Source organism: Xanthomonas sp. CPBF 426 (assembly GCF_903989465.1).
GTDB classification, from domain to species: domain Bacteria; phylum Pseudomonadota; class Gammaproteobacteria; order Xanthomonadales; family Xanthomonadaceae; genus Xanthomonas; species Xanthomonas euroxanthea.
Window position 1 is genome coordinate 3,367,182 of sequence record NZ_LR861805.1, and the last position, 23,894, is coordinate 3,391,075.

General features: G+C 69.2%; 14 protein-coding genes. 3 read left to right on the forward strand and 11 right to left on the reverse strand.

From position 1 onward, the window contains the following. Positions 1 to 5: 5 nt before the first annotated feature. The 5 genes from H7A87_RS14400 to pilG form a co-directional block, all read right to left on the reverse strand. Positions 6 to 7,295: an Hpt domain-containing protein gene (locus tag H7A87_RS14400; RefSeq protein ID WP_119127706.1), complete on the reverse strand. Its 7,290-nt coding sequence runs from the start codon at positions 7,293 to 7,295 to the stop codon at positions 6 to 8. 113 nt (positions 7,296 to 7,408) lie between these two features. Continuing rightward, the gene (locus H7A87_RS14405; protein WP_119127704.1) at positions 7,409 to 9,445 is read right to left on the reverse strand and encodes a methyl-accepting chemotaxis protein; all 2,037 of its coding nucleotides are present in this window, start codon (positions 9,443 to 9,445) and stop codon (positions 7,409 to 7,411) included. Between the two features lie 39 nt (positions 9,446 to 9,484). Continuing rightward, on the reverse strand, positions 9,485 to 10,015 hold the full coding sequence (locus tag H7A87_RS14410) for a chemotaxis protein CheW (protein WP_014508568.1): 531 nt from the start codon (positions 10,013 to 10,015) through the stop codon (positions 9,485 to 9,487). Then, positions 10,015 to 10,377, reverse strand: coding sequence for a response regulator (locus H7A87_RS14415; protein ID WP_024940328.1), 363 nt, complete (start codon positions 10,375 to 10,377; stop codon positions 10,015 to 10,017). The genes H7A87_RS14410 and H7A87_RS14415 overlap by 1 nt, the downstream gene beginning before the upstream one ends. Positions 10,378 to 10,394: 17 nt before the next feature. Further along, positions 10,395 to 10,796, reverse strand: coding sequence for a twitching motility response regulator PilG (gene pilG / locus H7A87_RS14420; protein WP_104562659.1), 402 nt, complete (start codon positions 10,794 to 10,796; stop codon positions 10,395 to 10,397). 239 nt (positions 10,797 to 11,035) lie between these two features. On the opposite strand from pilG, the gene gshB reads away from it, so the two are divergent. Both gshB and H7A87_RS14430 read left to right on the forward strand, forming a co-directional pair. Further along, positions 11,036 to 11,986 (forward strand): glutathione synthase, encoded by a 951-nt coding sequence (gene gshB, locus H7A87_RS14425; RefSeq protein ID WP_104584632.1) that lies wholly within the window; start codon positions 11,036 to 11,038, stop codon positions 11,984 to 11,986. Then, positions 11,983 to 12,858, forward strand: coding sequence for an energy transducer TonB (locus H7A87_RS14430; RefSeq protein WP_104584634.1), 876 nt, complete (start codon positions 11,983 to 11,985; stop codon positions 12,856 to 12,858). Before gshB ends, H7A87_RS14430 begins: the two co-directional genes overlap by 4 nt. A gap of 82 nt (positions 12,859 to 12,940) precedes the next feature. On the opposite strand, the gene H7A87_RS14435 is transcribed toward H7A87_RS14430, so the two are convergent. The 5 genes from H7A87_RS14435 to mrcB all read right to left on the reverse strand — a co-directional run bounded on the left by H7A87_RS14435 (position 12,941) and on the right by mrcB (position 19,836). After that, on the reverse strand, positions 12,941 to 13,855 hold the full coding sequence (locus tag H7A87_RS14435; RefSeq protein WP_115677714.1) for an ADP-ribosylglycohydrolase family protein: 915 nt from the start codon (positions 13,853 to 13,855) through the stop codon (positions 12,941 to 12,943). Continuing rightward, a complete protein-coding gene (gene tsaB, locus H7A87_RS14440; RefSeq protein WP_119127702.1) occupies positions 13,852 to 14,571 on the reverse strand; it encodes a tRNA (adenosine(37)-N6)-threonylcarbamoyltransferase complex dimerization subunit type 1 TsaB in 720 nt (239 codons plus the stop codon). The genes H7A87_RS14435 and tsaB overlap by 4 nt, the downstream gene beginning before the upstream one ends. A gap of 28 nt (positions 14,572 to 14,599) precedes the next feature. Further along, on the reverse strand, positions 14,600 to 16,606 hold the full coding sequence (locus H7A87_RS14445; protein ID WP_119127700.1) for an ATP-dependent DNA helicase: 2,007 nt from the start codon (positions 16,604 to 16,606) through the stop codon (positions 14,600 to 14,602). Positions 16,607 to 16,853: 247 nt separating this feature from the next. After that, positions 16,854 to 17,378 carry a hypothetical protein gene (locus H7A87_RS14450; RefSeq protein ID WP_104584642.1) on the reverse strand — a complete coding sequence of 175 codons (525 nt, stop codon included), beginning with the start codon at positions 17,376 to 17,378 and terminating at the stop codon, positions 16,854 to 16,856. Between the two features lie 13 nt (positions 17,379 to 17,391). After that, entirely contained in the window at positions 17,392 to 19,836 is a 2,445-nt protein-coding gene (gene mrcB / locus H7A87_RS14455) for a penicillin-binding protein 1B (protein ID WP_119127698.1), read from the reverse strand. A gap of 241 nt (positions 19,837 to 20,077) precedes the next feature. On the opposite strand from mrcB, the gene H7A87_RS14460 reads away from it, so the two are divergent. Continuing rightward, the gene (locus H7A87_RS14460; RefSeq protein WP_180496720.1) at positions 20,078 to 22,180 is read left to right on the forward strand and encodes a glycosyltransferase; all 2,103 of its coding nucleotides are present in this window, start codon (positions 20,078 to 20,080) and stop codon (positions 22,178 to 22,180) included. 57 nt (positions 22,181 to 22,237) lie between these two features. Here the strand turns inward: H7A87_RS14460 and H7A87_RS14465 are convergent, their stop codons facing one another. Next, positions 22,238 to 23,752, reverse strand: a complete 1,515-nt coding sequence (locus tag H7A87_RS14465; protein ID WP_180496722.1) for a hypothetical protein — start codon at positions 23,750 to 23,752, stop codon at positions 22,238 to 22,240. Positions 23,753 to 23,894: the final 142 nt, after the last annotated feature.

Sequence of the window (23,894 nt, forward strand, 5' to 3'; positions counted from 1 at the left end):
CGCCATTAGTCTCGGACACGGGCGATCCCCAGCAGGTCATACACGTTTCGCATCAGATCCAACTCCTGGTAAGGCTTGCCCAGGTAACGCTGCACGCCGATCTCGAAGGCGCGCTGGCGATGCTTCTCGCCGCTGCGCGAGGTGATCATCACGATCGGCACCGCCTTGAAGCGCGGGTCGGCCCGCATCGCGGTCGCCAGCTCGTAGCCGTCCATGCGCGGCATTTCGATGTCCAGCAGCATCAGGTCGGGCACGCGCTCCTGGAGCAGTTCCAGTGCCTCGACACCATCGCGTGCGGTGGTCACATCCAGATTGTGGCGTTCCAGCACGCGGCTGGTGACCTTGCGCATGGTCAGCGAATCGTCCACCACCATCACCAACGGCACCTGGCGCTGCGATTCGGCCGGGGTTTCCGGCGCCGGACGCGCCGGCTGGCTGAGATAGCGACGCACCAGCGGGGCCACGTCCAGGATCACCACCACGCGGCCATCGCCGGTGATGGTGGCACCGTAGATGCCCGGTACCGAGGCGATCTGCAGGCCCACCGGCTTGACCACGATTTCGCGGTTGCCCAGTACCTGGTCGATCGCCACCGCCGCACGCAGGTCGCCCGCGCGCACCAGCAGCAACGGCACCTGCGCCTGGCCATCAGCACGCGCGGCGGCCTGGCCGACCAGCGAGCCGAGATCGTGCAGCACGTACTCTTCGCCGGCGTAGTGGTAGCCACCCTCGCCCGACTCGTAACGGCTGCGCGAGATGCGGCCGATACCGCTGACCGACCCCACCGGCACCGCAAAGGTGGTGTCGCCGATGCGCACGAACACCGCCTGGGTGACCGCCAGCGTCTGCGGCAGGCGCAAGGTGAAGGTCACGCCCTGGCCGCGCACCGAGTGGATGTCCACCGAGCCGCCGAGCTGACGCACTTCGTTGCGCACCACGTCCATGCCCACGCCACGGCCGGCCAGCTGGCTGACCTGCTCGGAGGTGCTGAAGCCGGAGGCGAAGATCAGCCCGTCCAGCTCGGCCTCGCTGAGCTCCTGGCCGGGTTCGATCAGGCCGCGCTGCTCGCCGCGGCGACGGATCGCCTCGCGATCCAGCCCGGCGCCGTCGTCGGCCACTTCCAGCACGATTTCCGAGCCTTCGCGGCGCAGGCGGATCGCGATGCTGCCCTCTTCCGGCTTGCCTGCGTCGCGCCGTTGCTCCGGCGCTTCCAGGCCATGCGCCACCGAGTTGCGCAGCATGTGTTCCAGCGGCGCGACCATGCGATCGAGCACGTTGCGATCCAGTTCGCCCTGGGTGCCTTCCAGCAGCAGATGCACCTGCTTGCCGGTATCGGTCGCGGCCTGGCGGACCACCCGACGCAGGCGCGGCACCAGACCGTCGAACGGCACCATGCGCGCGCGCATCAGGCCGTCCTGCAGCTCGGAGCTGACGCGCGACTGCTGTTGCAGCAGGCCGTCGTATTGACGCGAGAGATCTTCCAGCACGCCCTGCAGACCGCCCAAGTCTGCGGCCGATTCGTTCAGCGCGCGGCTGAGCTGCTGCAGGGTGGAGAAGCGGTCCAGTTCCAGCGGATCGAAGGTGCGGTCGCCCTGGTCCTGCTCACGCTGATAGCGCGCCACGATCTGTGCTTCGGTTTCCAGATCCAGACGCCGCAGCTGGTCGCGCAGACGGGCGTTGGTGCGATCCAGTTCGCCCATGGCGCCGCGGAAGGCGCCCATCTGCTGTTCCAGCCGCGAACGGTAGATCGCCACTTCGCCGGCGTGGTTGACCAGGCGGTCGAGCAGGTCGGCACGCACGCGCACCTGCTCCTGCTGCACGCGCGGCAGGAAGTCGTCCTCGCTCTGGCCCTCGACCGGCACCGGCGCCGACAGCGGTGCCGGCTCCACCGATGCCCTGGCGATCGCGCGCACATCGGCGTCGCTGGGCTCTGCGGCATTGCGGCCACGGGTGCGGGTTTCGAAGGCGTCCACCAGATCAGTCGGCATCGCCACGGCGCGGTGCATGCCGGTGCGGGTCAACAGCTGATGCAGGCGATCGAAGCCGCGCTCGAACAGGCGCACGTCGTCGCGGTCGATGTCGGTCCGGTTGGCCGCCACTGCTTCGAGCAGCGACTCGATCGCATGGCCGAGATCGCCGATGGCATTGATGCCGGCCATGCGCGCGCCGCCCTTGAGCGTGTGCAGGTCGCGCTGCAGTCCGTTGAGGACCTCGCGGTCTTCCGGCACTTCGCGCATGCGGGCGATCAGACCATCGCAATGGTCCAGCAGGTCGCGGCCTTCCTCGACGAAGATGTCGACCAGTTCGCCATCGAGCTGGTCGAAGTTGAGCGGGCCGGTATCGAAGGCTGCGCCCACAGCGTTGGCGGTGGTCTCGGCCGCCGCGGCGTCTTCCACCGGCGCGCTGAAGGCCACGGCTGCGGCGTCTTCGGGTTCGCTTGGGGAGTCGCCGGGTTCGCCGGGCTCCAGATGCTCGACGTATTCGACGTGTTCGGTTTGCCCAACGCCTTCAACTTGCTCGACGTGTTCGTGATGCTCGGCAGGATCGGTTGCGGTAGTCGCGCCGAGTGTTGCGTCTGCGTCTGCGTCTGCGTCTGCGTCTGGATGCTGCGCGTGGACCTCCGCATCGGCATCGGCTTGCGCATCCGCATCCGCATCAGCAACGAGGTCCGACTGCAGCTCCGGTGCAGTTTCCGATTGCGGATCGCCGGTCTCTTCGACCTGGTCGGCGACCTGCGCCATCTCGAAGGCCTGCACCGACTCGATGGTGTGTTCGGGTAGCGCTTCGGCAGCCTGCTGTACGTCTGCAGCGTGGTCTGCGTCTGCGGACTGTTCTGCTTCTGCAGTCTGCTCTGCCTCTGCCGTCTGCTGCGCTGCCGCAGCGTCATCCTCTTCTGCAACGTGCTCGATTTCATCGGCATGCGCATGCGCTTGTCCGTCCACGCGCTCCTGCTCACCCGAATCGACGTGCGCTTCCGACTGCGCCGGCTCGTACGCATGCGCAGGTTCCTGCAGGTACACCGGCTCGTCCAACGGGGCGTGCTGTCCGGCAGACGCCTGCTCGCCCGACCGCGCAGTGTCTTCCACCTGCTGCTGTCCGCCAACGTGCGCGTCGGCAGCGTGCGGCAACACGGCAGCGTCGTGCTGCGCTGCCTCGTCGACAGGCAGCTGCGCGTGTTGGGCCTGCGCGGCGGCGTCATCCTCGTGCGGCGCGGAAGCATGGTCGCCCTGCTCGGTCGATCCGCCATCCGGCGCCGCGGTGTCCGGCGTCCAGTCTTCGTTCGTCTCCGCATGCGTCTGGTCGGCCAACGGGGCCTGCGCGCGCACCGCTTCCAATGCTTCGATGGTCTCGACAGGCGCGTCGTCGGTGGACGCTACGCCATCACCCGCCCCTGCCTCGGCATGTGCGGTGACGTTGCCGTCGTACTGATCCTGCTGGTCGTGCACGGCCGCGTGCTCGCCCGGCCACTGCTGCCCGGCGTCTGCGCGCTCGGCATCGACCTGCCCGGCGTCCGGCGTGGCGAGCGTCTGCGTCTCACCCAATGCGGCTTCCGCGTCGGACAGCTCGTCCACGGCCACGTGCTCGCTTGCTCCGGGCACGTCGCCTGCTGGCTCGTGCGACACCGCATCGACACCGCCGGCCTGCTGCAGTCCGGTCGCATCCCAGGCATCGGCGTCGACTACCGGCTCATCGGCCGGCGTGTCGTGCGCATCGGTGCCAGGCGACGCGGCTTCGGCGTCGCCTGTGTGCTGGTGCTGGACAGCATCGCCGTGCAACGCGTCGACGGCCTGCCCGGTGACCGCCTCGGATGTGCGCGCATCCGCGGCCGCCGCCTGCGCGGCCTCGAGCGAATCGGCGCCCTGCTCCTGCTCCGGCGCAGCAACGTCAGCCGCTTGCGCCTCGTCGTGTGGTGCCGGTGCTTCCAGCGCAAGCGCCGAGGTGTCTTCGGCCTCGGCCTCGGCCAGTTCGTCCACCGCAATCGCTGCGTCGGCGTCGGCGGGCGCTGCGGCATCCTGCGCCGCGTCATCGGCGGCATGCACGGGCGCGCCGGTATCGGTCGCATCCGACGGCAGTGCACTGGCGTCCAGATACGGCGACAGGTCCTGCGCACCGGTCAGCTCGACCGCCGATTCGCTGCCGACGGCCGTCTCGCCCGGCGCCTCCAGATCCTCCAGCTCGTCCAGGAACGCCTGCGGTGGCCACTGCGCTTCCGGCAGCGTCTCCACCAGCGCGCGCAGGCGCTCGGTCAACGGCGCAAACGACGGAATCAACGGCGCATCGGCGCGCAGGGCGGTCACGGTGGTGGCGATTGCCGCCGCCGTTGCGGCAATGGCGTCGATGCCCTCCTGCGACGGGGTGAGCGAGGCGGCGAGCAGACGCTTGACATAGCTCTCCGCCGGCGTGGTCACCAGCGTGATTTCCGGCACGTCGGTCATCGCAAACGCGCCACTCATGGTGTGCACGGCGCGCAGCAATTCTTCGCTCGCCAACTGCGGCTCGGCCTGGCAAGCCTGCAGCCACGCGTTGACGGTGTCCAGATGGGTGGCGACTTCGGCTTCCAGGATCTCGCGCAGCACGCTGTCCACCGACGCCGGTGTGCCGCCGCTCGCAGCGAACATGCCCGCCGCTGCCGGAACGAAGGCGAGCTCCGCCGCCACCGGCATCGCCGGTGCGGCCACGTAATAGGCCTCTTCGCCTGCGGCCACGCGCTCGGCAACTGCCTGGATGGCCGGCAGGTCGGCGCTGATGCGGCCCTGGTCGCGCAAGGCGGCGTTGAACTGCGGCAGCACCTCGTAGGCCAGCTCGACCATCGCCACCACCGCCGGGCTGGCCGGCCGCGAATTGTCGAGCACGCGATTGAGCATGCTCTCGATCTTCCAGCTGAACTCGCCGAGCACGTGCGCACCAACCAGACGGCCGCTGCCCTTCAAGGTGTGGAAGACGCGGCGGATCGGGCGCAGGTTGTCCTGGCTATGCGGCGCGGCACGCCATACCGGTAGCAGTTGGCCAAGGTTGACCAGTTCTTCGTCGAATTCCTCCAGGAACACGTCGCGGATATCGTCGTCGATATCGCTGTCGCCAAAGCCGCCGAAGATGCCGGCCTCGGCACCAGCACCGGCCTGGAGCGGTTCGCTCATGGCCGGCCCGGGCGCTGCCTTCGCAGCCTGGGCGTCGGCATCGGGCGCCTGCGCTGCCTGCGGACGCTCCACCTCGAACTGCGCGGCGGCTGCGTCGAGCTGGGCCAGGAACGCCGTCGATGCGGCGTCCAGTTCGAACTCGCTGACAACCGCCTGCTGCACGCGCGCGGTGCCCTGCCCGGCGGCGTCGTCGGCCGGGGCCGGCTGCGGTTCGGGCACGGATTCGACGAACGGGTCGGCCGGCTCCTGCGGCGCGACGGGCGGAAACGGTGGCGGCGAGAACGCATCGTCGATGCTGGTCTGCGCGCGGCCGTTTCCGGCCTGCGCGATGAAATCCAGCGGTGCCTCGGTCTGGTCGGCATCGCCCGGCAACGCGATCTGCTCGATCTGCAGCGGCGCCGGTTCGGCTACCGCCGGCGTGGCGCTGTCGTCCTGCTCCAGCGCACTCAGGTCCACGGTGTAGCTGACCTGCGCGGCATCGGCCGACACGCTGCCGTCCTGCTCGGCCGACACCGGGTCGAACACGGACGTGGCGATCGGTGCGGCCTGCTCGGTGGTTTCCAGCTGCCAGTCGCCGGGCGCCTGCGCGCCATCGTCGGACAGGTCCAGCGGTGCCACCGTAAACGGCACGTGCGCCTGGCCGGAGACGGTTTCCTCGGCGGCGACCGGGTCGAACGAGAACACCGTATCGGTGGCGGCAGCGCCGGTGTCGTGCACCACGCTGGCGGCAAACGGCGCCTCGACCACGGTTTCGTTGGCCCATTCCAGCGACGGCGTCGGTGCGGCGTCGTTGGCCGCCGCCGGGGCACCGGCTTGCTGTGCGAGCGATGCGGCCGGTGGCTGCGGCTCGGCCACGTGGCCCGGCTGGTCGGCACCGACCGGCAGGTCGGACGGCTGGCCCGAGGGCAGCGGCCAGTAGCGCAGCGTCTCCAGGCTGTTGCGGGTGATGTCCAGGATCTCTTCGCGGCCGGGACGGCGCTCGCGCAGGGCTTCCAGGTAGTACTCCAGGCTGGCCATCGCGTCGGCCAGGGTGTCCAGCTGGCGACCGCTGGGCACGCGCTGCTTGCCGATCAGTTCCAGGTCGACATAGCGGCGCACGCCTTCCAGATAGTCGGCCGCCTGTGGCAGTTCGAGGATGCGCAGGGCACCGCCGACTTCGCCGAGCAGATGCGGCACATCGGTCAGGCGCGCGTGGTCCCAGTTGGTCTCGATGAAGGCGACGAAATGCTCGCGCGCCGCACCGAAATTGGCGATCGCCTCCTGCGCCAGCACGTCCACCGTGCGCCGCACTTCCGACGACGTGGCGCTGTTGCTGGCTTCGTTGCCGTCGCCCACATCGGCGCCGAGGCTGGCGACCTGGTCATCCAGCGAGGCATCGACATAGAGCAGCGCGCCGGCGATGTCCAGCAGCACGCCTTCGTCCATCTGCACCTGGCCGTCGACCACGCGCGCCAGCGCATCGCGCTGCTGCACGACCACGTTGCGCGCCACGCCCAGGCCCATCATGCCCAGCGTGTCGGCGACGCTGCCCAGATCCTTGACCTGGGTCTGCAGTTCGGCGATCTCGCCGCCGGTGCGCAGGTGCAAGTCCAGCGCATCCTTGACGCGCAGCAATTCCTCCTTGACCGCGTTGCCGACGGTGTCGAGCAACTCGCGATTGCGTCCGCTCAGACTGCCGCGGGCATGGTCCAGCTCGGCCTCGGTGGCGACGCCGGCCTGCGGATCGAAGGCAAACAGCACGCTCTCGCTGAGGCCCGGCTCGCCACGGGTGGCGCGGATCTCGTTGAGCAGCGGCAGCAGCACGATCGGGATATCGCGGTGACCGTTCTGCAGGCGCTCCAGGTAATCGGGCAGCAGCACGGTGCCGCGCATCAGCATGGCGCAGGCTTCGTCGCGGTCGGCCACCTCGCCGACCTGCACGGCCTGGGCCAGCAGCTCCAGCTCTTCGGCCACCATCGCCGGGGCGTACAACTCGACCATGCGCAAGGTGCCCTGCACCTGGTGCAGATAGCCGGCGCAGAAGCGCATCCGACTGGTGTCGGACGGTTCTTCGGCAAAGTACTCGATCTCGTTGCGCGCCTGGCGCAAGGTTTCGTCCAGCTCCGGCTTGACCCAGCCCAGCGCGGCGTGACTCATCGCATCGCGAAGCGCACTCATTGCAGCCCCCTGCCTACGGCCGGGGTACCGCCAGGGCGGCCACCGGTCTGTTCCTGCATCGACGTCATGCGACTACGCGCCATCTGCTGATCCTTTCCCGTTCCGCGTCGTGCTCACGCCGGCAGTTTGAAGTCGGCGACCGAACGGCGCAGATCGGCAGCGAGCTGAGCCAGGTTGCCGATCGACTCGGCCGTCTGTTCCGCACCCTGCGACGTCTGGCTGGTGATCTGACGGATCACGCCCATGGTCTGCGTGATGTCCGTCGCTGCGGCCGACTGCTGGTGCGCGGCGATGGAGATGTTCTTGATCAGGTTGTTCAAGGCGTTGGACACGCGCTCGATTTCGGTCAGCGCGGTGCCGGCGTCTTCGGCCAGGCGTGCACCGGACACCACTTCGGAGGTGGTCTGCTCCATCGAGCTGACCGCCTCGTTGGTATCGGCCTGAATGGTCTGCACCAGGCCTTCGATCCGCCGGGTCGCGCCGGAGGTGCGTTCGGCCAGGCGCTGCACTTCGTCGGCCACCACCGCGAAACCGCGGCCGGCCTCGCCCGCCGAGGCGGCCTGCACCGCGGCGTTGAGCGCCAGGATGTTGGTCTGCTCGGAAATGTCGTTGATCAGTTCCACGATCGAGCCGATCTCCTGCGAGGATTCGCCCAGGCGCTTGATGCGCTTGGAGGTTTCCTGGATCTGGTCGCGGATCTGGTCCATGCCCTGGATCGTCTCGCGCACCACCCCGGCACCCTCGGCGGCGATCACCACAGAGCGCTGCGCCACTTCGGCCGACTCGGTGGAGTTGCGCGAGACCTGTTCGATGCTGGCGGCGATTTCGCTGATGCGCTCGGAGGCGGTGGTGATCTGGTTGGCCTGCTGTCCCGCCGCGTCGGCCAGCTGCATCGCCGTGGCCTGGGTTTCCTGGGTCGACACGGCGACCTTGGCCGAGGTGTCGTTGATGGTGGTCACCAGGTGGCGCAACTCGTCCACGGCGTAGTTGATGGCGTCTGCAATCGCGCCGGTCATGTCCTCGGTCACCGAGGCCTTGACCGTCAGGTCGCCCTCACCGAGCGAGCTGATTTCGTCCAGCAGCCGCATGATCGCCTGCTGGTTGCGGCTGTTGAATTCCACCTGCGCCTGGTAACGCACGTCCTGCTCGCGCGAGCGCACCCGCACCGAGCTCCAGACGAAACCGATGATGGCCAGCAACGCCAGCAGGCCGGACACCACGCCCAGCCAGAAGTTCGGAAACAGGCGCGTGTCGCGCACCGAGCCGAATGCCGAGAACGCATCGAACAGCTTCTTGCTGTCGTCGAGCATCTTGTTCGAGCCGGCGGTCAGCGCGGCGGCCGAGGACTGCGCGGCGAACAGGTTACGCGAGCTGGCCAGGATGGCGTCGACGTCCTTCTTCATCGTCGCCCACTGCGCCTGCGACTGCTCCAGCGCCGACAGCGCGGCCGGGTTGCGCACCGCGGCGATGCCCAGCTCGTCGTTGCCTGCGCGCAGGCCTTCGAGCATCTGCGTGAACACCACCGCGTCGCGCGCCAGCGCATCGCCGGAGGCGGCGGCATTGGCGCCACCGGCGCGCATTTCGGTCACCCGGCGCGCCATGGTGCCGGCGACCACGACCTGCTGCAGCGTGTTGTAGATCTGTGCCGCGGGCGCGCCGCTGACCGTCATCGCGCGCACCACTTCGTTCAACTGCGCCTGCAACTGCGGCACGCTGCCGGAGAAGCGTTCGGCGTTGCCGGACAGGCCGAGCACCGCCGGTTCGCTGGCGATGATCTGGTCGGCGTTCTTGCTCAGCGGCACCCAGGTCGCCTTGAGCTGGGCCATCGCGCTGGCGACCGAGCCTTCCTTGCCGTAGCGGCCATCCAGTTCGCTGACCGTGCTGTCGATGCGGCCCTTGGTCTCCTTGAACGCGGCAAACGCCTTCGGGTCGCCGGACACCGCTTCGCGGCCCTGGTTGGCCAGCTGCTGCGACAGCACCTGCAGATCGGCCGCACCGGTACCGGCACCGGCCAGGCGACTGCCCTGCCAGGTGGCGACACCGGTATTGGCGCCGAACACGATCATCGACAACACCAGCAAACCAAGCCAGAAGCTGGTGCTGACGCTGCCGAGCTTGTTGGTCTTGCGGGCGTCCGGGGCGGTACTCATGGTTCGACCTCGATCTGTATGACGTGGCGGGGTCGCGGCTTAGGCCGCGGCCTGCCGGAATTCAGGGGTGCGCGACAGCAACGCCAGGGAGAACACACCCCAGTCCTGCGTCTCGTTGCGGAAGGCACGGTCGATGAAGTGGGCGTAGCGGCCTTGTGCCAGCTCGCCGGGTTCGACCGCCTGGGCCTGCTCGAAGCTGCGCTGGCCGTACAGCTCGTCGATGGTCAGCGCGACGTCGCCGCCGCTCTGGCGCATGATCAGCACGCGCTGGCCTTCCTGCAGCACCGTCCGCCGGCCCTCCAGGAACTGCTTCAGATCGATCACCGGGAACAGGTTGCCGCGCAGGTTGCCCACGCCCAGCAGCCAGGGCTGGGCGCCCGGCACCGGCGTGACCGGCGGCATCGGCACGATTTCCGCGACTTCGCGGAAATCCGAGACCAGCCGCCGGGTACCGACGCGATAACCGACGCCGCGCCAGATATCGGCCGAGAACTGGCGTTCCGGCAGCGGCGTGGCGTGCGCAAGGCTACGACGCTCGTAGTCTTCGAGAATGTCGAATGGAGAACGCATCAACGCACCAGTTGTTTGATGCGGGCGATCAGGTCGTCTTCGCGCGGCGGCTTGACGATGTAGTCGCTGGCACCTTGTCGCAACCCCCAGGCCTTGTCGGTTTCCATGCCCTTGGTGCTGACCAGCAGCACCGGGATGTCCTTGGTGGCCTGGTCGCGCGCCAATGCACGCGTTGCCTGGAAGCCACTCATGCCGGGCAGCACCACGTCCATCAGCACCAGATCGGGCGCCTGGCTGCGAATCAGCGCAAGTCCCTCCTCGGCATTGTCGGTGGCGACGACCGTATGGCCTGCTTTTTCCAGCCATTGACTGAAGACTGCCCTGTCGGTGGGCGAGTCCTCGATCAATATAATTCGAGCCATGTTGCCTTTCCCCCTGGTCAGGCGTGGACGTACGTGCGAATCGCGCTCAGTAGTTCTTCACGTGTGAACGGCTTGGTCAGATATTGCTCGGAGCCGACGATGCGGCCGCGTGCCTTGTCGAACAGGCCGTCCTTGGACGACAGCATGATCACCGGCGTCGACTTGAAGAGCTGGTTGCCCTTGATCAACGCGCACGTCTGGTACCCATCCAGGCGCGGCATCATGATGTCGACAAAAATGATCTGAGGTTGCTGGTCGGCAATCTTGGCCAGTGCCTCGAAACCATCGGTCGCCGTCACTACTTCACAGCCTTCCCGCTTCAGCAGCGTTTCGGCGGTGCGGCGAATGGTCTTCGAATCATCGATCACCATCACCTTCAGTCCTGCGAGTTCCCCACCCGCAGCCATGTTTTCAGTCATGCAAATATCCCCGGACGCGCGACGCTTCTTCCCTTCCGGCGTCGCTGCGAAACGACATGTATATCCCAAGACCCGCATTGACTGTCAAGGGTGCGTTGCCGGGGGCCCGCCAGGCGGACGTTCCGACTGTGGACGGCTGCGGGTCGGCCGGCAAGTCGCGCATCCACGACCGGCCGGGCGCGCCATCGCCCACCGCTTGAAGTTACCATCGGCAGCCTGTTCTAAAGGTTTAGCTGCCCATGTCGCTCGACGTCGTCGTGGTGATGGATCCCATCGCCTCCATCAAGATCGCCAAAGACACCACCTTCGCCATGTTGCTGGAAGCGCAGCGGCGTGGTCACCGCCTGCAGTATGTGCGCCCCGGCGGACTCAGCTTGCGCGAGGGACGCGCGGTGGCGCAGGTCGCGCCGCTGAGCGTGCGCGAGGACACGACCGGCTGGTTCACCCTGGGCGAGTTCGCCGAGCTGGCATTCGGTCCCGGCCAGGTGGTGCTGATGCGCAAGGACCCGCCGGTGGATGCGGAGTTCATCTACGACACCCAGGTACTGAGCGTGGCCCAGCGCGCCGGCGCGCAGGTGGTCAACGACCCGCAGGGCCTGCGCGACTACAACGAGAAGCTGGCCGCGCTGCTGTTTCCGCAGTGCTGCCCGCCGACCCTGGTCAGCCGCGATGCGGCGGCATTGAAGGCCTTCGTGCTCGAACACGGCCAGGCCGTGCTCAAGCCGCTGGACGGCATGGGCGGGCGCTCGATCTTCCGTAGCGGTACCGGCGACCCCAATCTCAACGTGATCCTGGAAACGCTGACCGACGGCAATCGCAAGCTGACCCTGGCGCAGCGCTTCATCCCCGACATCACCGCCGGCGACAAGCGCATCCTGCTGGTCGATGGCGAGCCGGTGGACTACTGCCTGGCCCGCATTCCGCAAGGCGACGAATTCCGCGGCAACCTGGCCGCCGGCGGGCGCGGCGAAGGCCGGCCGCTGTCCGAGCGCGACCGCTGGATCGCCGCGCAGGTGGGCCCGGAAATGCGCCGCCGCGGCATGCGCTTCGTCGGCCTGGACGTGATCGGCGATTACCTGACCGAAGTCAACGTCACCAGCCCCACCTGCGTGCGCGAGCTGGATGCGCAGTTCGGCCTGAACATCGCCGGGCTGCTGTTCGACGCGATCGAGGCCGGCGCGGCGCAATGAGCGCGGCCGCGGCACAGCCGGCTGCCGTGGACGAGCGTCGCCGGCTGACCGCGACGCTGGTGATCTCGCTGCTGCTGCACGGCGCGCTGATCCTGGGCGTGGGGTTTGCGGTCAGCGAGGACGCACCATTGGTGCCGACGCTGGATGTGATCTTCAGCCAGACCAGCACCCCGCTGACACCCAGGCAGGCCGATTTCCTGGCCCAGGCCAACCAGCAGGGCGGCGGCGATCACGCCACCGCGCAACGCCCGCGCGACAGCCAGCCCGGCGTGGTGCCGCAGGACCGCAGCGGGCTGGCACCGCAGGCGCAGCGCGCGACCACGGTGCAGGCGCCGGACCCGACCCAGACCCGCGTGGTCACCAGTCGCCGCGGCGAGCAGACCGTGCCCACCGCGCAGCCGAACCCGCAGACCGACCCGCTCTCGCCCACCGATGCGCAACGCGTGCAACGCGACGCGGAAATGGCCCGGCTCGCCGCCGAGGTGCATCTGCGCTCGGAGCAATACGCCAAGCGCCCCAACCGCAAGTTCGTCTCGGCCAGTACCCGCGAATACGCCTACGCCAACTACCTGCGTGCCTGGGTGGATCGCGCCGAGCGCGTCGGCAACCTCAACTATCCGGACGAGGCGCGCCGGCGCCGGCTCGGCGGCAAGGTGGTGATCAGCGTGGGCGTGCGCCGCGACGGCAGCGTGGAAAGCAGCCGCGTGCTGATCTCCAGCGGCACCCCGACCCTGGATGCGGCAGCGCTGCGGGTGGTGCAGCTGGCACAGCCGTTCCCGCCGTTGCCCAGGACCAAGGACGACGTGGATATCCTGCAGGTCACCCGCACCTGGCTGTTCCTGCCTGGCGGCGAGCTGCACGACGATCGTTGAGCTGTCGCGCGTCCGACCAGGACGCGTCCTTCTGCGGCATGCCTGCCCGGCAGACGGCGTTGACGCGTGCGGTGCGTGCAGCTCAGGTGACCTGCGCCGCTGCGTAGAGCTGATCGGCCAGGTCGATGATGGCGTCGGCATCCTGCACGCGCGCGCGCCAGGCGGCGGGAATTGCCTCGATGCCATGGAACGCACCGGCCAGCTGACCGCAGATGGCCGCGGTGGTGTCGGCATCGTCGCCCAGGTTGGCCGCACGCAGCACCGCATCGGCGAACGTGTCGGTGGTGGCGAAGCACCAGAGCGCCGCCGACAGCGCATCGACCACGTAGCCGGTGCCGCGGATCCCGGCGGCGGGAACCGCCCGATGGTCGCGCACCGACAACGCACGCAGCGCCGGTGTCGACAGCCCTTCGCAGCGGGCCTGCAACACCTGCTGGCGTTGGCTGCCGAGCAGCGCGGCACGCAACTGGAAGGCGAACAGCCGGCAGGCATCCAGCGCTTCGTCAGCGGCATGCGTGGTGCGCGAGCTGTCGGCGGCGCGCTCGCCCAGCTCGGCGGGGCGGTGCGCGTAATACATCGCCACCGGCGCCAGCCGCATCAGCGAGCCATTGCCGGCCGAGCGCGGATCGGTGCTGCCGCTGAAGGCCGGCCCGCCATCGAGATAGCGCTCCAGCGCCTGCCGCACGGTCGCGCCGATATCGAAGCAGGCGCCGGTACTGCTGAGGTAACCGTGCTGGTACCAGTTGCAATAGCGGTTCATCTGGTCGGCGGCGTCGAAGCCTTGCCGATACAGCAGGCTGTGCGCCAGGCACAGGGCCATCGAGGTGTCGTCGGTCCACTGCCCGGCGCGCAGTGCGAACGGGCCGCCGCCGCGCATGTCGTCGATCGGCGTGAAGCTGCCCGGCGCGCAGAATTCCAGCGTGGTGCCGAGCGCATCGCCCACCGCCAGGCCCAGCAGGCAACCGCGGAAACGTGCACGCTGCAACGCGTCGGTCATGGCGCGGCGCCAGCGGCCTTGGCTGCGCGTGCGGCCTGCTGCTCGAGCAGGGTCAGCGCCACGTTGTCGCGCAGGTACGCCGGTTCCACCCGCTCCGGCGCCACGCCTTCGCCGCGCAGCAGCGCCGGCACGGCCAGCGTGAGCAGGTCGGCCGCATGCGGCAACGCGGCGGCATCAATGCTGGTCAGCTGCGTTGCGAACCGCTGTTGCAGCACTGCATCGGCAGCGGCGAACCCGCTGCCGACACCGGCAAAGCGGTGCAGCGTGTCCGGCACGACGCAGGCCTGCGGTGCGCACACCACTTCCGCTGCCAGCTCCTGCAGTGTGTCGCCATCGCGCGCGAAGACGCCGGCATACACCTCGCCCATGCGCGCATCGATGCAGGCCAGCACCTGCCTCGCCTCGGCGGGCGCGCGCAAGGCCAGTACCTGCAGCGTGGACACCGCCAGCACCGGCAGGTCCAGGCCCAGCGCGATGCCTTGCGCGATGCCGATGGCCAGGCGCACGCCGGTGAACGCGCCCGGGCCACGGCCGACCGCGATCGCATCGAGCTGGCGGCGCGTGATCCCGGCCTCGGCGAGCAGGTGTTCGGCCCACGGCAGCGCCAGTTCGGCATGCCGACGCGGCGCCAGTTCGAAGCGTTCGAGCACGCGGCCGTCGATGTGCAGCGCGACGGAACAGGCTTCGGTGGAGGTCTCGAACGCGAGGACTTTCATGGCAGGACCGCAGGCAGGAAGGGGACGCTCAGGCGTCGCCGAACGGCAGCGCGAGCACGCCATTGTCGCCCACCGGCTCGGCGACGCCAAAGAACGCGCGCACATCGCCGATCTCGCGGGTGCGCGCAAACGGCGGCAGCGACGTCATGAAGGTGCGGCCGTAGCCCTTGTTCACCAGCCGTGGGTCGCACAGCACCAGCACGCCGCGATCGGTCTCGCTGCGGATCAGCCGGCCCACGCCCTGCTTGAGCGCGATCACCGCCTGCGGCAGCTGTTCGTCGCGGAACGGGTTGCCGCCGTCGCGGCGGATCGCATCCAGGCGCGCTTCGAACACCGGGTCGTCGGGCGCGGCGAACGGCAGCTTGTCGATCACCACCACACTCAGGGCATCGCCAACCACATCCACGCCCTCGCGGAAGCTGGCCGACCCCAGCAGCACGCCGTTGCCGGACGTGCGGAAACGCTGCAGCAAGGTGGCACGCGGCGCTTCGCCCTGCACGAACAGTGGCCACGGTGCACCGCGCAAGGCCTCGGCCGCTTCGCGCAGCGCGCGGTGCGAGGCGAACAACAGGAAGGCGCGGCCGTTGGAGGCCTCCAGCACCGGTGTCAGCGCCGCGATCAGCGCGGTGCCGAATCCACGTGCTGCCGGATCGGGCAGGTTCGGCGGCAGATAGCACAACGCCTGGCGCGCCCAGTCGAAGGGACTGGGCTGCAACAAGGTCACCGGATCGCTCAGGCCCAGGCGCTGCGCGATGTGGTCGAACTCGCCGCCCACCGCCAGCGTGGCTGAGGTGAATACCCAGGCCGCATGGGATTTCTCGCGGTGCTCGCGCAGCGGGCCGGACACGTCCAGCGGCGTGCGCTGGCAGCGGAACCCGCGCGGGCTGAGTTCGTACCACAGCACGTCGTTGTCGATGGTGTCCGGCAGCTCCTGGTCGAAATCCGGCACCGGCGCGTCTTCGCCCAGCCAACGCGACAGCCGTGCCAGCGCTTCCTGCGCGCGCGCAGAACAGCCATCGAAGCCGGGCGAGGCCTCGCGCAGCGGCAGCAAGGCCTCGCCCAGGCGCGCCAGCGACGACAGCACCGCATCGAAGCCTTCGCGCACCTGCGGCCTGGCCAGCGCGCGCCATTGCGTGCCGCGCGAGGGCAGGCCTTCCATGCCCGCACGCAGGCCGCGCAAGGCCTCGTCCAGGGCCAGGATCGGTTCCTGCAGGCTGGCCTGCGCACCGGCAACCAGGCGCGCTTCGACCATGCAATCGCGCGCCAGCTCCTGCCACGGCCGCATGCCGAAACTTTCGCCGAAGAAGTTCGCCGCCAGTTCCGGCAGCTGGTGCGCCTCGTCGATGACGAAGGCCTGCGCGCCGGGCAGGATCTCGCCGAAGCCTTCCTGCTTGAGCGCCAGATCGGCCAGCAGCAGATGGTGGTTGACCACCACCAGATCGGCCGCCTGCGCGCGCTGGCGCGCCTGCACCACGAAGCATTCACCGTAGAACGGGCATTCGGTGCCCAGGCAGTTGTCGACGGTGGAGGTCACCAGCGGCAGCAGTGGCGAGTCGTCCGGCAAGGCTTCCAGCTCTGCCATGTCGCCGAACTGGGTGCGCCCGCTCCAGGCCACGATGCGCTGGAACTGCGAGACCTGCTCGGGCGTGGCAAAGCGCGGTTCGCCGCGCGCCTGCTGGGTGCGGTACTTGCACAGGTAGTTCGCGCGGCCCTTCAGCAGCGCGCTGCGCAGGCCGATGCCGAGCGCGGCGCGCACGCGTGGCAGGTCGCGATGGAACAACTGGTCCTGCAGCGCGCGCGTGCCTGTCGACACGATGGTCTTCAGCCCCGACAGCAGCGCCGGCACCAGATAGGCGTAGGTCTTGCCGGTGCCGGTGCCGGCCTCGGCCAACAGCACATCGCGCGCCTCGAACGCCTCGGCAATGGCGCCGGTCAGGCGTAATTGCGCAGCACGCGGCGCGAACGCATCGAGCTGACGCGCAAGCGCCCCGCCCTCGCTGAGCGCCTCGATGCTGGCAGTGGCAAGTTGGGACATGGGACCAAAAGCTGGGGCAAGCGCGACAGCCTAGCGCGTGCGCGGTGATGCCGGGTGGGTTGCGCCTGCGGGCCGGCGACGGCAACCGCCCCCCCGCAGCTGGCATATGCCGCACGCCGCACTGCACGACGCCGCTGGCGGCGGTGCAGGCGACAATGGCGCGTCGCACGGCTGCGCGCGCGACACCGGCTGCAGCACACGCCGCCGCGCTCGCCTTGCGGCAAGCGCAACCGGCATCGCTGCGTGCTTAGTAGCGCTTCACGCCTGGCACCGTGCAGCCGGCAATCTGCGACTTGGCCGAGGCGGCGTTTTCCTTCTCGCCGCGCGCAAGCCGCGACTGTTCGATGGTGGCCCAATGCCGACGGCACAGCGGCCCGGTCTTGGAGCCCAGCTCGATGGCCTGCTTGGCAAACCGCTCGGCGGCGGGCCAATCGGCCTGCAGCACCGCCACTTCGGCACGCTCCTGCAGGATGGCCGGATCACCGGAGACCAGGCCCACGGCCTGATCCAGCGCCGCCGCCGCGCCGGCCAGATCACCGGACTGACGCTTGCTCTTGGCGGTCTCGCGCAGATCGTCCACCTGCGGGTCGCGCAATGGCTGCACCGACAGTTCGGTGTCGTCGACGCCGGCCTCGCGTTCGATCAGCAACAGCCGCTGTGTCGGCGTGGTCGGGTCCACCGGGGTCGGCGGCGGCGGCGGCGGCGCGCTGACGCAGGCGGTCAGTGCGGCAGACACGCCAGCAAGGGCAAGCAAACGGTGCAGTCGGTTCATCAGGTCACTCCAGTCAATGTGCAGGTGGAGCCGCGGCGGGCGCCGGCGCGGGGTCTTCCGGCTTCTTTTCCAGACCGAAGAAGCGACGCCAGCCACCACCGCTGGATTGCTCGGCCGGCGCGGCTGCGTCGCCGGGCACGCCTTCGATCGACGGTGCATTGCCGGCACAGGGGGCGTAGGCCGGCGTGAAGCCGACCACGAACGGGAACTGGCGCGCGCCCGGGCAGCCAGCATCGGTGACGCCGGTGCCGGCCGCATCCACCCACTGCCAGTCCAGGCCCTTCCCGCTGACCTTCAACGGCGCACTCGGCAGCCGCGCGAAGATGCTCGACCACACCCGCATCGCGCCGGTGGCGCCGTACAGGCCGGTCTGCTCGTTCTGGTCATTGCCCATCCAGATCACCGCCAGGTGGTCGCCGGTGTAGCCGGCGTACCAGCTGTCGCGGCCGTCGTTGGAGGTACCGGTCTTGCCGGCCGGCGACAGCCGCCCCAGGCCATCGCCCAGCAACTGCCGTGCGGTGCCGCCGCTGACCACCTGCTGCAGCGCGATGCTGATCAGGTTGGCCGCCACCGAATCGCCCTCCTGCGCCGGCGCCGGGGTCTTGTCGTAGCGCTTGAGCAGCTTGCCCTGCGGATCGAGCACGCCGCGCACCGCATGCAGTGGCTGGATCTCGCCGCCGGCAGCCAGGAACTGGTACAGCTGCGCCATGCCGTACGGGCTCTGGTCGGTCGCACCGAGGATCAACGACGGATTGGTATCGGCCTTGATGCCGGCCAGGACCTGGATCAGCTGGGCGATGCGCTCCGGGCCGACCTGCATGCCCACGCGCACCGTGGCCTGGTTGTAGGAATGGGCCAGCGCATCGATCAACCGCACCGTGCCGTGGCTGCGGTTGTCGGAATTGCCCGGCGACCAGGTCTTGCCGCGGCTGAGCTGCACCGTCACCGGCGCATCGTCGACCCAGCTGGACAGCGCCCAGCGGTCCGGCGAGGCCAGCGCCAGCAGGTACACGAACGGCTTGAGCAACGAGCCGACCTGCCGCTGCGCTTCGACCGCGCGGTTGAAGCCCGGCTTGGCCACATCGCGGCTGCCGACCACCGCCAGCACATCGCCGTTATGCACGTCGGTCAGCACCAGGCCGGCCTGCAGCGGTGGGCGCTTCTTGTTGTCCAGCCGCTTGATGGTGCCGGTCACCGCGCCTTCGGCATACGCCTGCGCGGACGGCGACATGCCGGTCAGCACGCTCATGCCGGCGCCCTGCAGCACGCCTTCCGGGTAGTCGTGCGCCAGCTGGCGCCGCACCAGGTCCACATAGGCCGGGAAGCGATTGGCCGCGACCAGGCCGGGCTCGGTGGGCACGCCCAGCGGCGCGGCCAGTGCGCGCTTGTATTCGGCCGCGTCGATCAGGTTGTTTTCGTGCAGCTTGCCCAGCACGAAATTGCGCCGATCCAGCGCCCGCTCCGGGTTACGCCGCGGGTCGTAGTAGGACGGCCCCTTGACCAGCCCGATCAGCAAGGCGATCTGCTCGGTGGTCATCGAATTGAGCTCGCGGCCGAACCACAGCTCCGCGCCCGAGGACACGCCGTGGATCGCCTGCCCGCCGCGCTGGCCCAGGTAGACCTGGTTGAGATAGGCCTCCAGGATGGTGCGCTTGTCGTAACGCGCCTCCATGATCACCGCGTACAGGATCTCGTTGAACTTGCGGGTGAGGGTCTGTTCCTTGCCGATGCCGAGCAGGCCGCTGCGTGCCAGCTGCTGGGTCAGGGTGCTGGCGCCCTGGCGGACCTGGCCGCCGGAGCGCGCCATGATCCAGGCCGCGCGCACCATGCCGCTCAGGTCGATGCCGTGGTGGCTGTTGAAGTCGCGGTCCTCGACCGCCTGCAGGCCGGTGACCAGCAGCTCGGGCACTTCTTCCATGCGCACCAGGCGGCGTTCTTCCTGCTTCTGCCCGTACAGCGTGGCGATGCGCGCCGGATCCAGCCGCGCACTCTTGAGCGCCTTGCGGTCGCCGGCGTCGCGTAGGCTGGCCACGCGCCCACCGGAGAGGCTGACCTCAACCCGCCGCGCAGGCACGCGCCCGTCCACATCGACATAGCCGCGGCTGGCGATGGTGAAGCGGCTGCCGTCCTGCTGGTAGGTGCCGGCCAGCTTGGCCTGCCCGTCGTCGCGGTAGGAGGCTGCGTCCAGCTCGGTCTTCAGGGTGGCCGCATCCAGCGCATTGCCTGGCGCCAGCACCAACGGCCGCCCGTACACGCGGGTCGGAATCTGCCAGCGCAGCTCGCCGAAACGCTGGGTGACCTGCTTGTTCAGATACACCGTATAGGGAATCAGGAAACCGAGCGCCAGCGCGAATGCCGCAAAGGCCCAGACAATCAGCCTGCGTTGCCAGCGGGAGCCTTGCTCGGTGGAATCGTCCTCGAAATCGTCGGGAGCGTCGTTGTCGTGGCGTCGGGGCACAGGGATGCGAGAATGTAGAGTCCGGCGAGTCTAGCGCAGCGCTGTCGTGGTTGTGGTCAGCCGGACCCTTTGACTTAAGAGCGGCTAACAAAACCTGCGACGCCTGCCGACAGGCGGACACGGACCGTGCTTTGCATCTGCGGTTACCCTTCGTACCCTGCGCCTGCCTAGCGCGGTCCTTGCCCACCGACGACTGCCCGCCGGGTTTTCTTCGTCACGCCATGTCTGGAGTTCCAACGGAATGTCGATGTCCCTGGCCGATGCACGCTATCTGTTCAATCGCGTGCTCGGGCTGATCCACCGCAGCGTGGCAAGCATGCGCACGCGCGGCTGGCGCGCCACCTGGCAGCGCATTCGCGTGCATACGCAGGCGCCGCCGGCGGCGCTCGGCACGCCGTTGTGGTTGCCGGACGCTGCGCCATTTGCCGCGTTTGCCGTTCCGCACAGCGCCGTCCCGCGCGTGACGCTGGTGATTCCGGTCTACAACCACATCGCCCACACGCTGGCGTGCCTGCGCGCACTGGCGGCGCATCCGCCGTTGCTGGAGGTGGAGATCATCGTCGTGGACGACGGCAGCAGCGATGCCACGCAGACGCAGCTGCCGCAGGTGCAAGGCCTGCATTACCACCGGCGCGTCAGCAATGGCGGTTTCATTGCCTCCTGCAACGACGGCATCGCACTGGCACGCGGTGACTACGTGGTGCTGCTCAACAACGACACCATCCCGCAGCCCGGCTGGCTGGATCGGCTGATCGACACCTTTGCCCAGCACCCCACCGCCGGCCTGGTCGGCGCGCAGCTGGTGTACCCGGATGGACGCCTGCAGGAATCCGGCGGCGTGGTTTTCGCCGATGGCAGCGCGTGGAGTTATGGCCGTTTCGAATCGGCCGACGACCCGCGCTACGCCTATGTGCGTGCGATGGACTATTGCTCCGGTGCGGCGATCGCGTTGCCACGCGCGTTGTTGCAGACGCTGGGCGGGCTGGATCGCCGCTACATGCCGGCGTACTACGAGGACACCGACCTGGCCTTTGCGGTGCGTGCGGCCGGCTACCGGGTGCTGGTGCAGCCGGCCAGCGTGGTGGTGCATGACGAGGGCACCAGCAATGGCACCGACACCCGTACCGGGGTGAAGGCGTATCAGGTGCGCAATCAAGGCGTGTTCGCCGACAAGTGGCAGCAGGCGCTGGCAACGCAGTTGCCGGTCGGCACGGTTCCCGGACCTGCGCTGCTGCATCGTGGTCAGCGCCAGGTGCTGATCCTGGACGAATGCGTGCCGCAGCCGGATCGCGACTCCGGCTCGTTGCGGCAGTTCAATCTGATCCGCCTGCTGTGCGAAGAAGGCGCGCACGTGGTGTTCGTGCCGACCCGCCGCGAACACGCCGGACGGCACACGCAGGCACTGCAGCAACTGGGCGTGGAAGTCTGGTACGCGCCGTTTCTCGAGGGCATCGGCAGCTGGCTGCGCACGCACGGCGCGCGGTTTGCCGTGGTGCTGCTGGTGCGTCACCACGTTGCGCACGCCTGCCTGCCGCTGCTCAGACGCTATGCCCCGCAGGCGCGCACGCTGTTCGACACCGTCGACCTGCATTACCTGCGCGAGCGCCGCGGGGCCGAGCTGGCCGGCGATGCCAACCTGTTGCGCGCGGCAGAACGCACCCGCCGGCGCGAACTGGAGATCATGGCCGCCACCGACGTCACGCTGCTGGTCTCGGCGGCCGAACAGGCGCAACTGCAGGCGGACGCACCGCAGATCCGCACCGCCCTGCTCTCCAATCTGCATGAGGTGGCCGGCAGCGGTCACCGCTTCGAGCAACGCCGCGACCTGGTGTTCGTCGGCGGCTTCCGGCATTCCCCGAATGTGGATGCGGTGCAGTGGTTCATCAGCGCGATCTTTCCGCAGGTGCGCGCGCAGCTGCCGGAGGTGATCTTCCATTGCATCGGCGCGGACATGCCGGAGGCATTGAGACTGCTGGCCGACGAATGCCCCGGCGTGCAATTGCACGGGCATGTGCCGGATCTGCTGCCGTTCATGGAGACCGCACGCATCGCGGTGGCGCCGCTGCGCTTCGGCGCCGGCGTCAAGGGCAAGATCAATCTGAGCATGGCGCATGGGCAGCCGGTGGTCGGCACCACCTGCGCGGTGGAAGGCATGCATCTGCGCGACGGCCAGGACGTCTGCGTGGCCGACGACGCCGACGCGTTCGCCGATGCAATCGTGCGCCTGTATCGCGATGCGGCGCTGTGGCAGCGCCTGGCCGACAACGGCTTGCATAACGTGGCCCGGCATTTTTCGCTGGACGCGGCACGCGGCACGGTGCGCGAGCTGTTTATTGCCGGGTGAGTGCCCGCCGGGGGGTCGGGCAGGGCGTGCAGGGCGCCGCCGCAGGCCGCCGCGGCGTCAGCGCTGCTCCGCCACCGCCTTGACCCGGCGTGTGAACTCGGCCAATTCCGGCAGCTCCGGATCCAGCTGGTGCGCCTCGTCCTGCGCGCGCCGTGCGAAGGCAGCGTCCTCCTGTCCCAGGCGTTCGCTGCCCACCGCGACCCAGCGCTGCGCAAGCCGGCGACGCGCGCCGGCCAGCGCATCGTCACCGGGCATCAGCGCCTGCCAGGCATCCAGACAGCCGCGCGCGGCACGCAGGCGGTTGTTGCGCAGCTCGTCCTCGAAGCAGCGCTGACTGGCCGGCACCACACGAGCGGCGGCCAGCAGCACGCGTGGATCGCGCGGTGCCAGCGCCTGCGCCGCACGCACCGCGTCGTAGGCACTGGCGCCGGGAGGCGTCATCCACTGCTGTCGCGCTTCGGCATCCGTGACCCGCTGCAGCAGCGCGCGCAGGCGGCGCTCGCGGGTACCGCGCGACAACCCGGTTTCGGGGCTGCGCTGTGCATCGCGTGCACGCGCAATGGCCTGCTCGGCCTGGGCGATCGACGCAGCGCCCTGCAGCAAGGCTTTCGCTTCCTGCAGCGACTTCAGCGCCGCGTCGAACTGGAAGTCCGCCGCCTGCCGGCCGGCTTGCGCGGCATATTCGCCGGCCACCCGCTCAAGCCCACGCCGGGCGGCCGCATCCTCCGGCTCGGCCGCCAGCACTGCGTTGAAATCGCGTGCGGCCGGTGCCAGGCGACCACGCCGCAACAGGCCCTCGGCGCGCTGACGGCGCTGTTCCAGCACGCGGTGGTAGTGGCCCTCGGTCAGCGGGACATCGGCATGCCCGGGGTCATAGCGCTTGGCGGCGGCCAGCAACAGCGCCGCATCGCCGAGCGCATCGCGCGTCAGGGCGTGGCGGGCCTGCGCCAGCAGATCGGTCAATGCGTCCTCGCGCCCTTCCAGCGCATCGGTACGGTCCGGCGCCAGGGTCAGGATGCGCTGGTACAACGGCAGCGCGCTGTCCGGGCTGCCATCCAGGCGCCCTTGTTGTTGCGCGGACACCGCCTGGGCGAACAAGGCATCCAGGCCGGCCCGACGCGCCTGCAGCGCGCGCAGGCGCAGCGCGACCGGGGCGGTCTGCGCCTGCGGCACCTCCAGCGCGTTCGCCAGCGTCAACGCACGTTGTGCAGCGGCGGCGTCCCCGGCTGCGACCGCCGCACGTGCCTGCACCACGGCGGCGGCACCGGTGCGCGCCAGGCCGGCGCGGGCCTCGCCACGGTCGCTGTCCAGGGCAAGCGCGGCCGCGAACAATTCACGCGCGCCGTTGCCGTCGGCCGCACTGAGGTGGCCGCGTGACAGCGCCGCATCGCCGCGCTGCAGCAGTTGCTGGATGCGCGTGTCCGGCCATAGCCAATCGGCCAGCGGCTTGCGCAGCACGACCGTGGCCAGCAACAGGCAGGCGCACAGCACCAGCACCACGCGCCATAGCGCGCGGCTGCGCAATGGCGCCCAGAGGCGGGGCGATCGGGCCCAGCGCGGAAGCGGGAACATGCGGTGGCGTCCGTCCTTGGCGCGACCTGAGGGGGACGCGTTCACCGGGTCATGGTAGCTGTCTGCTGCGAAGACGATGTGGGCTTGGGGGAATCGGGAATCGGGAATCGGGAATCGGGAATCGTCAGGCAGGCACACCTCG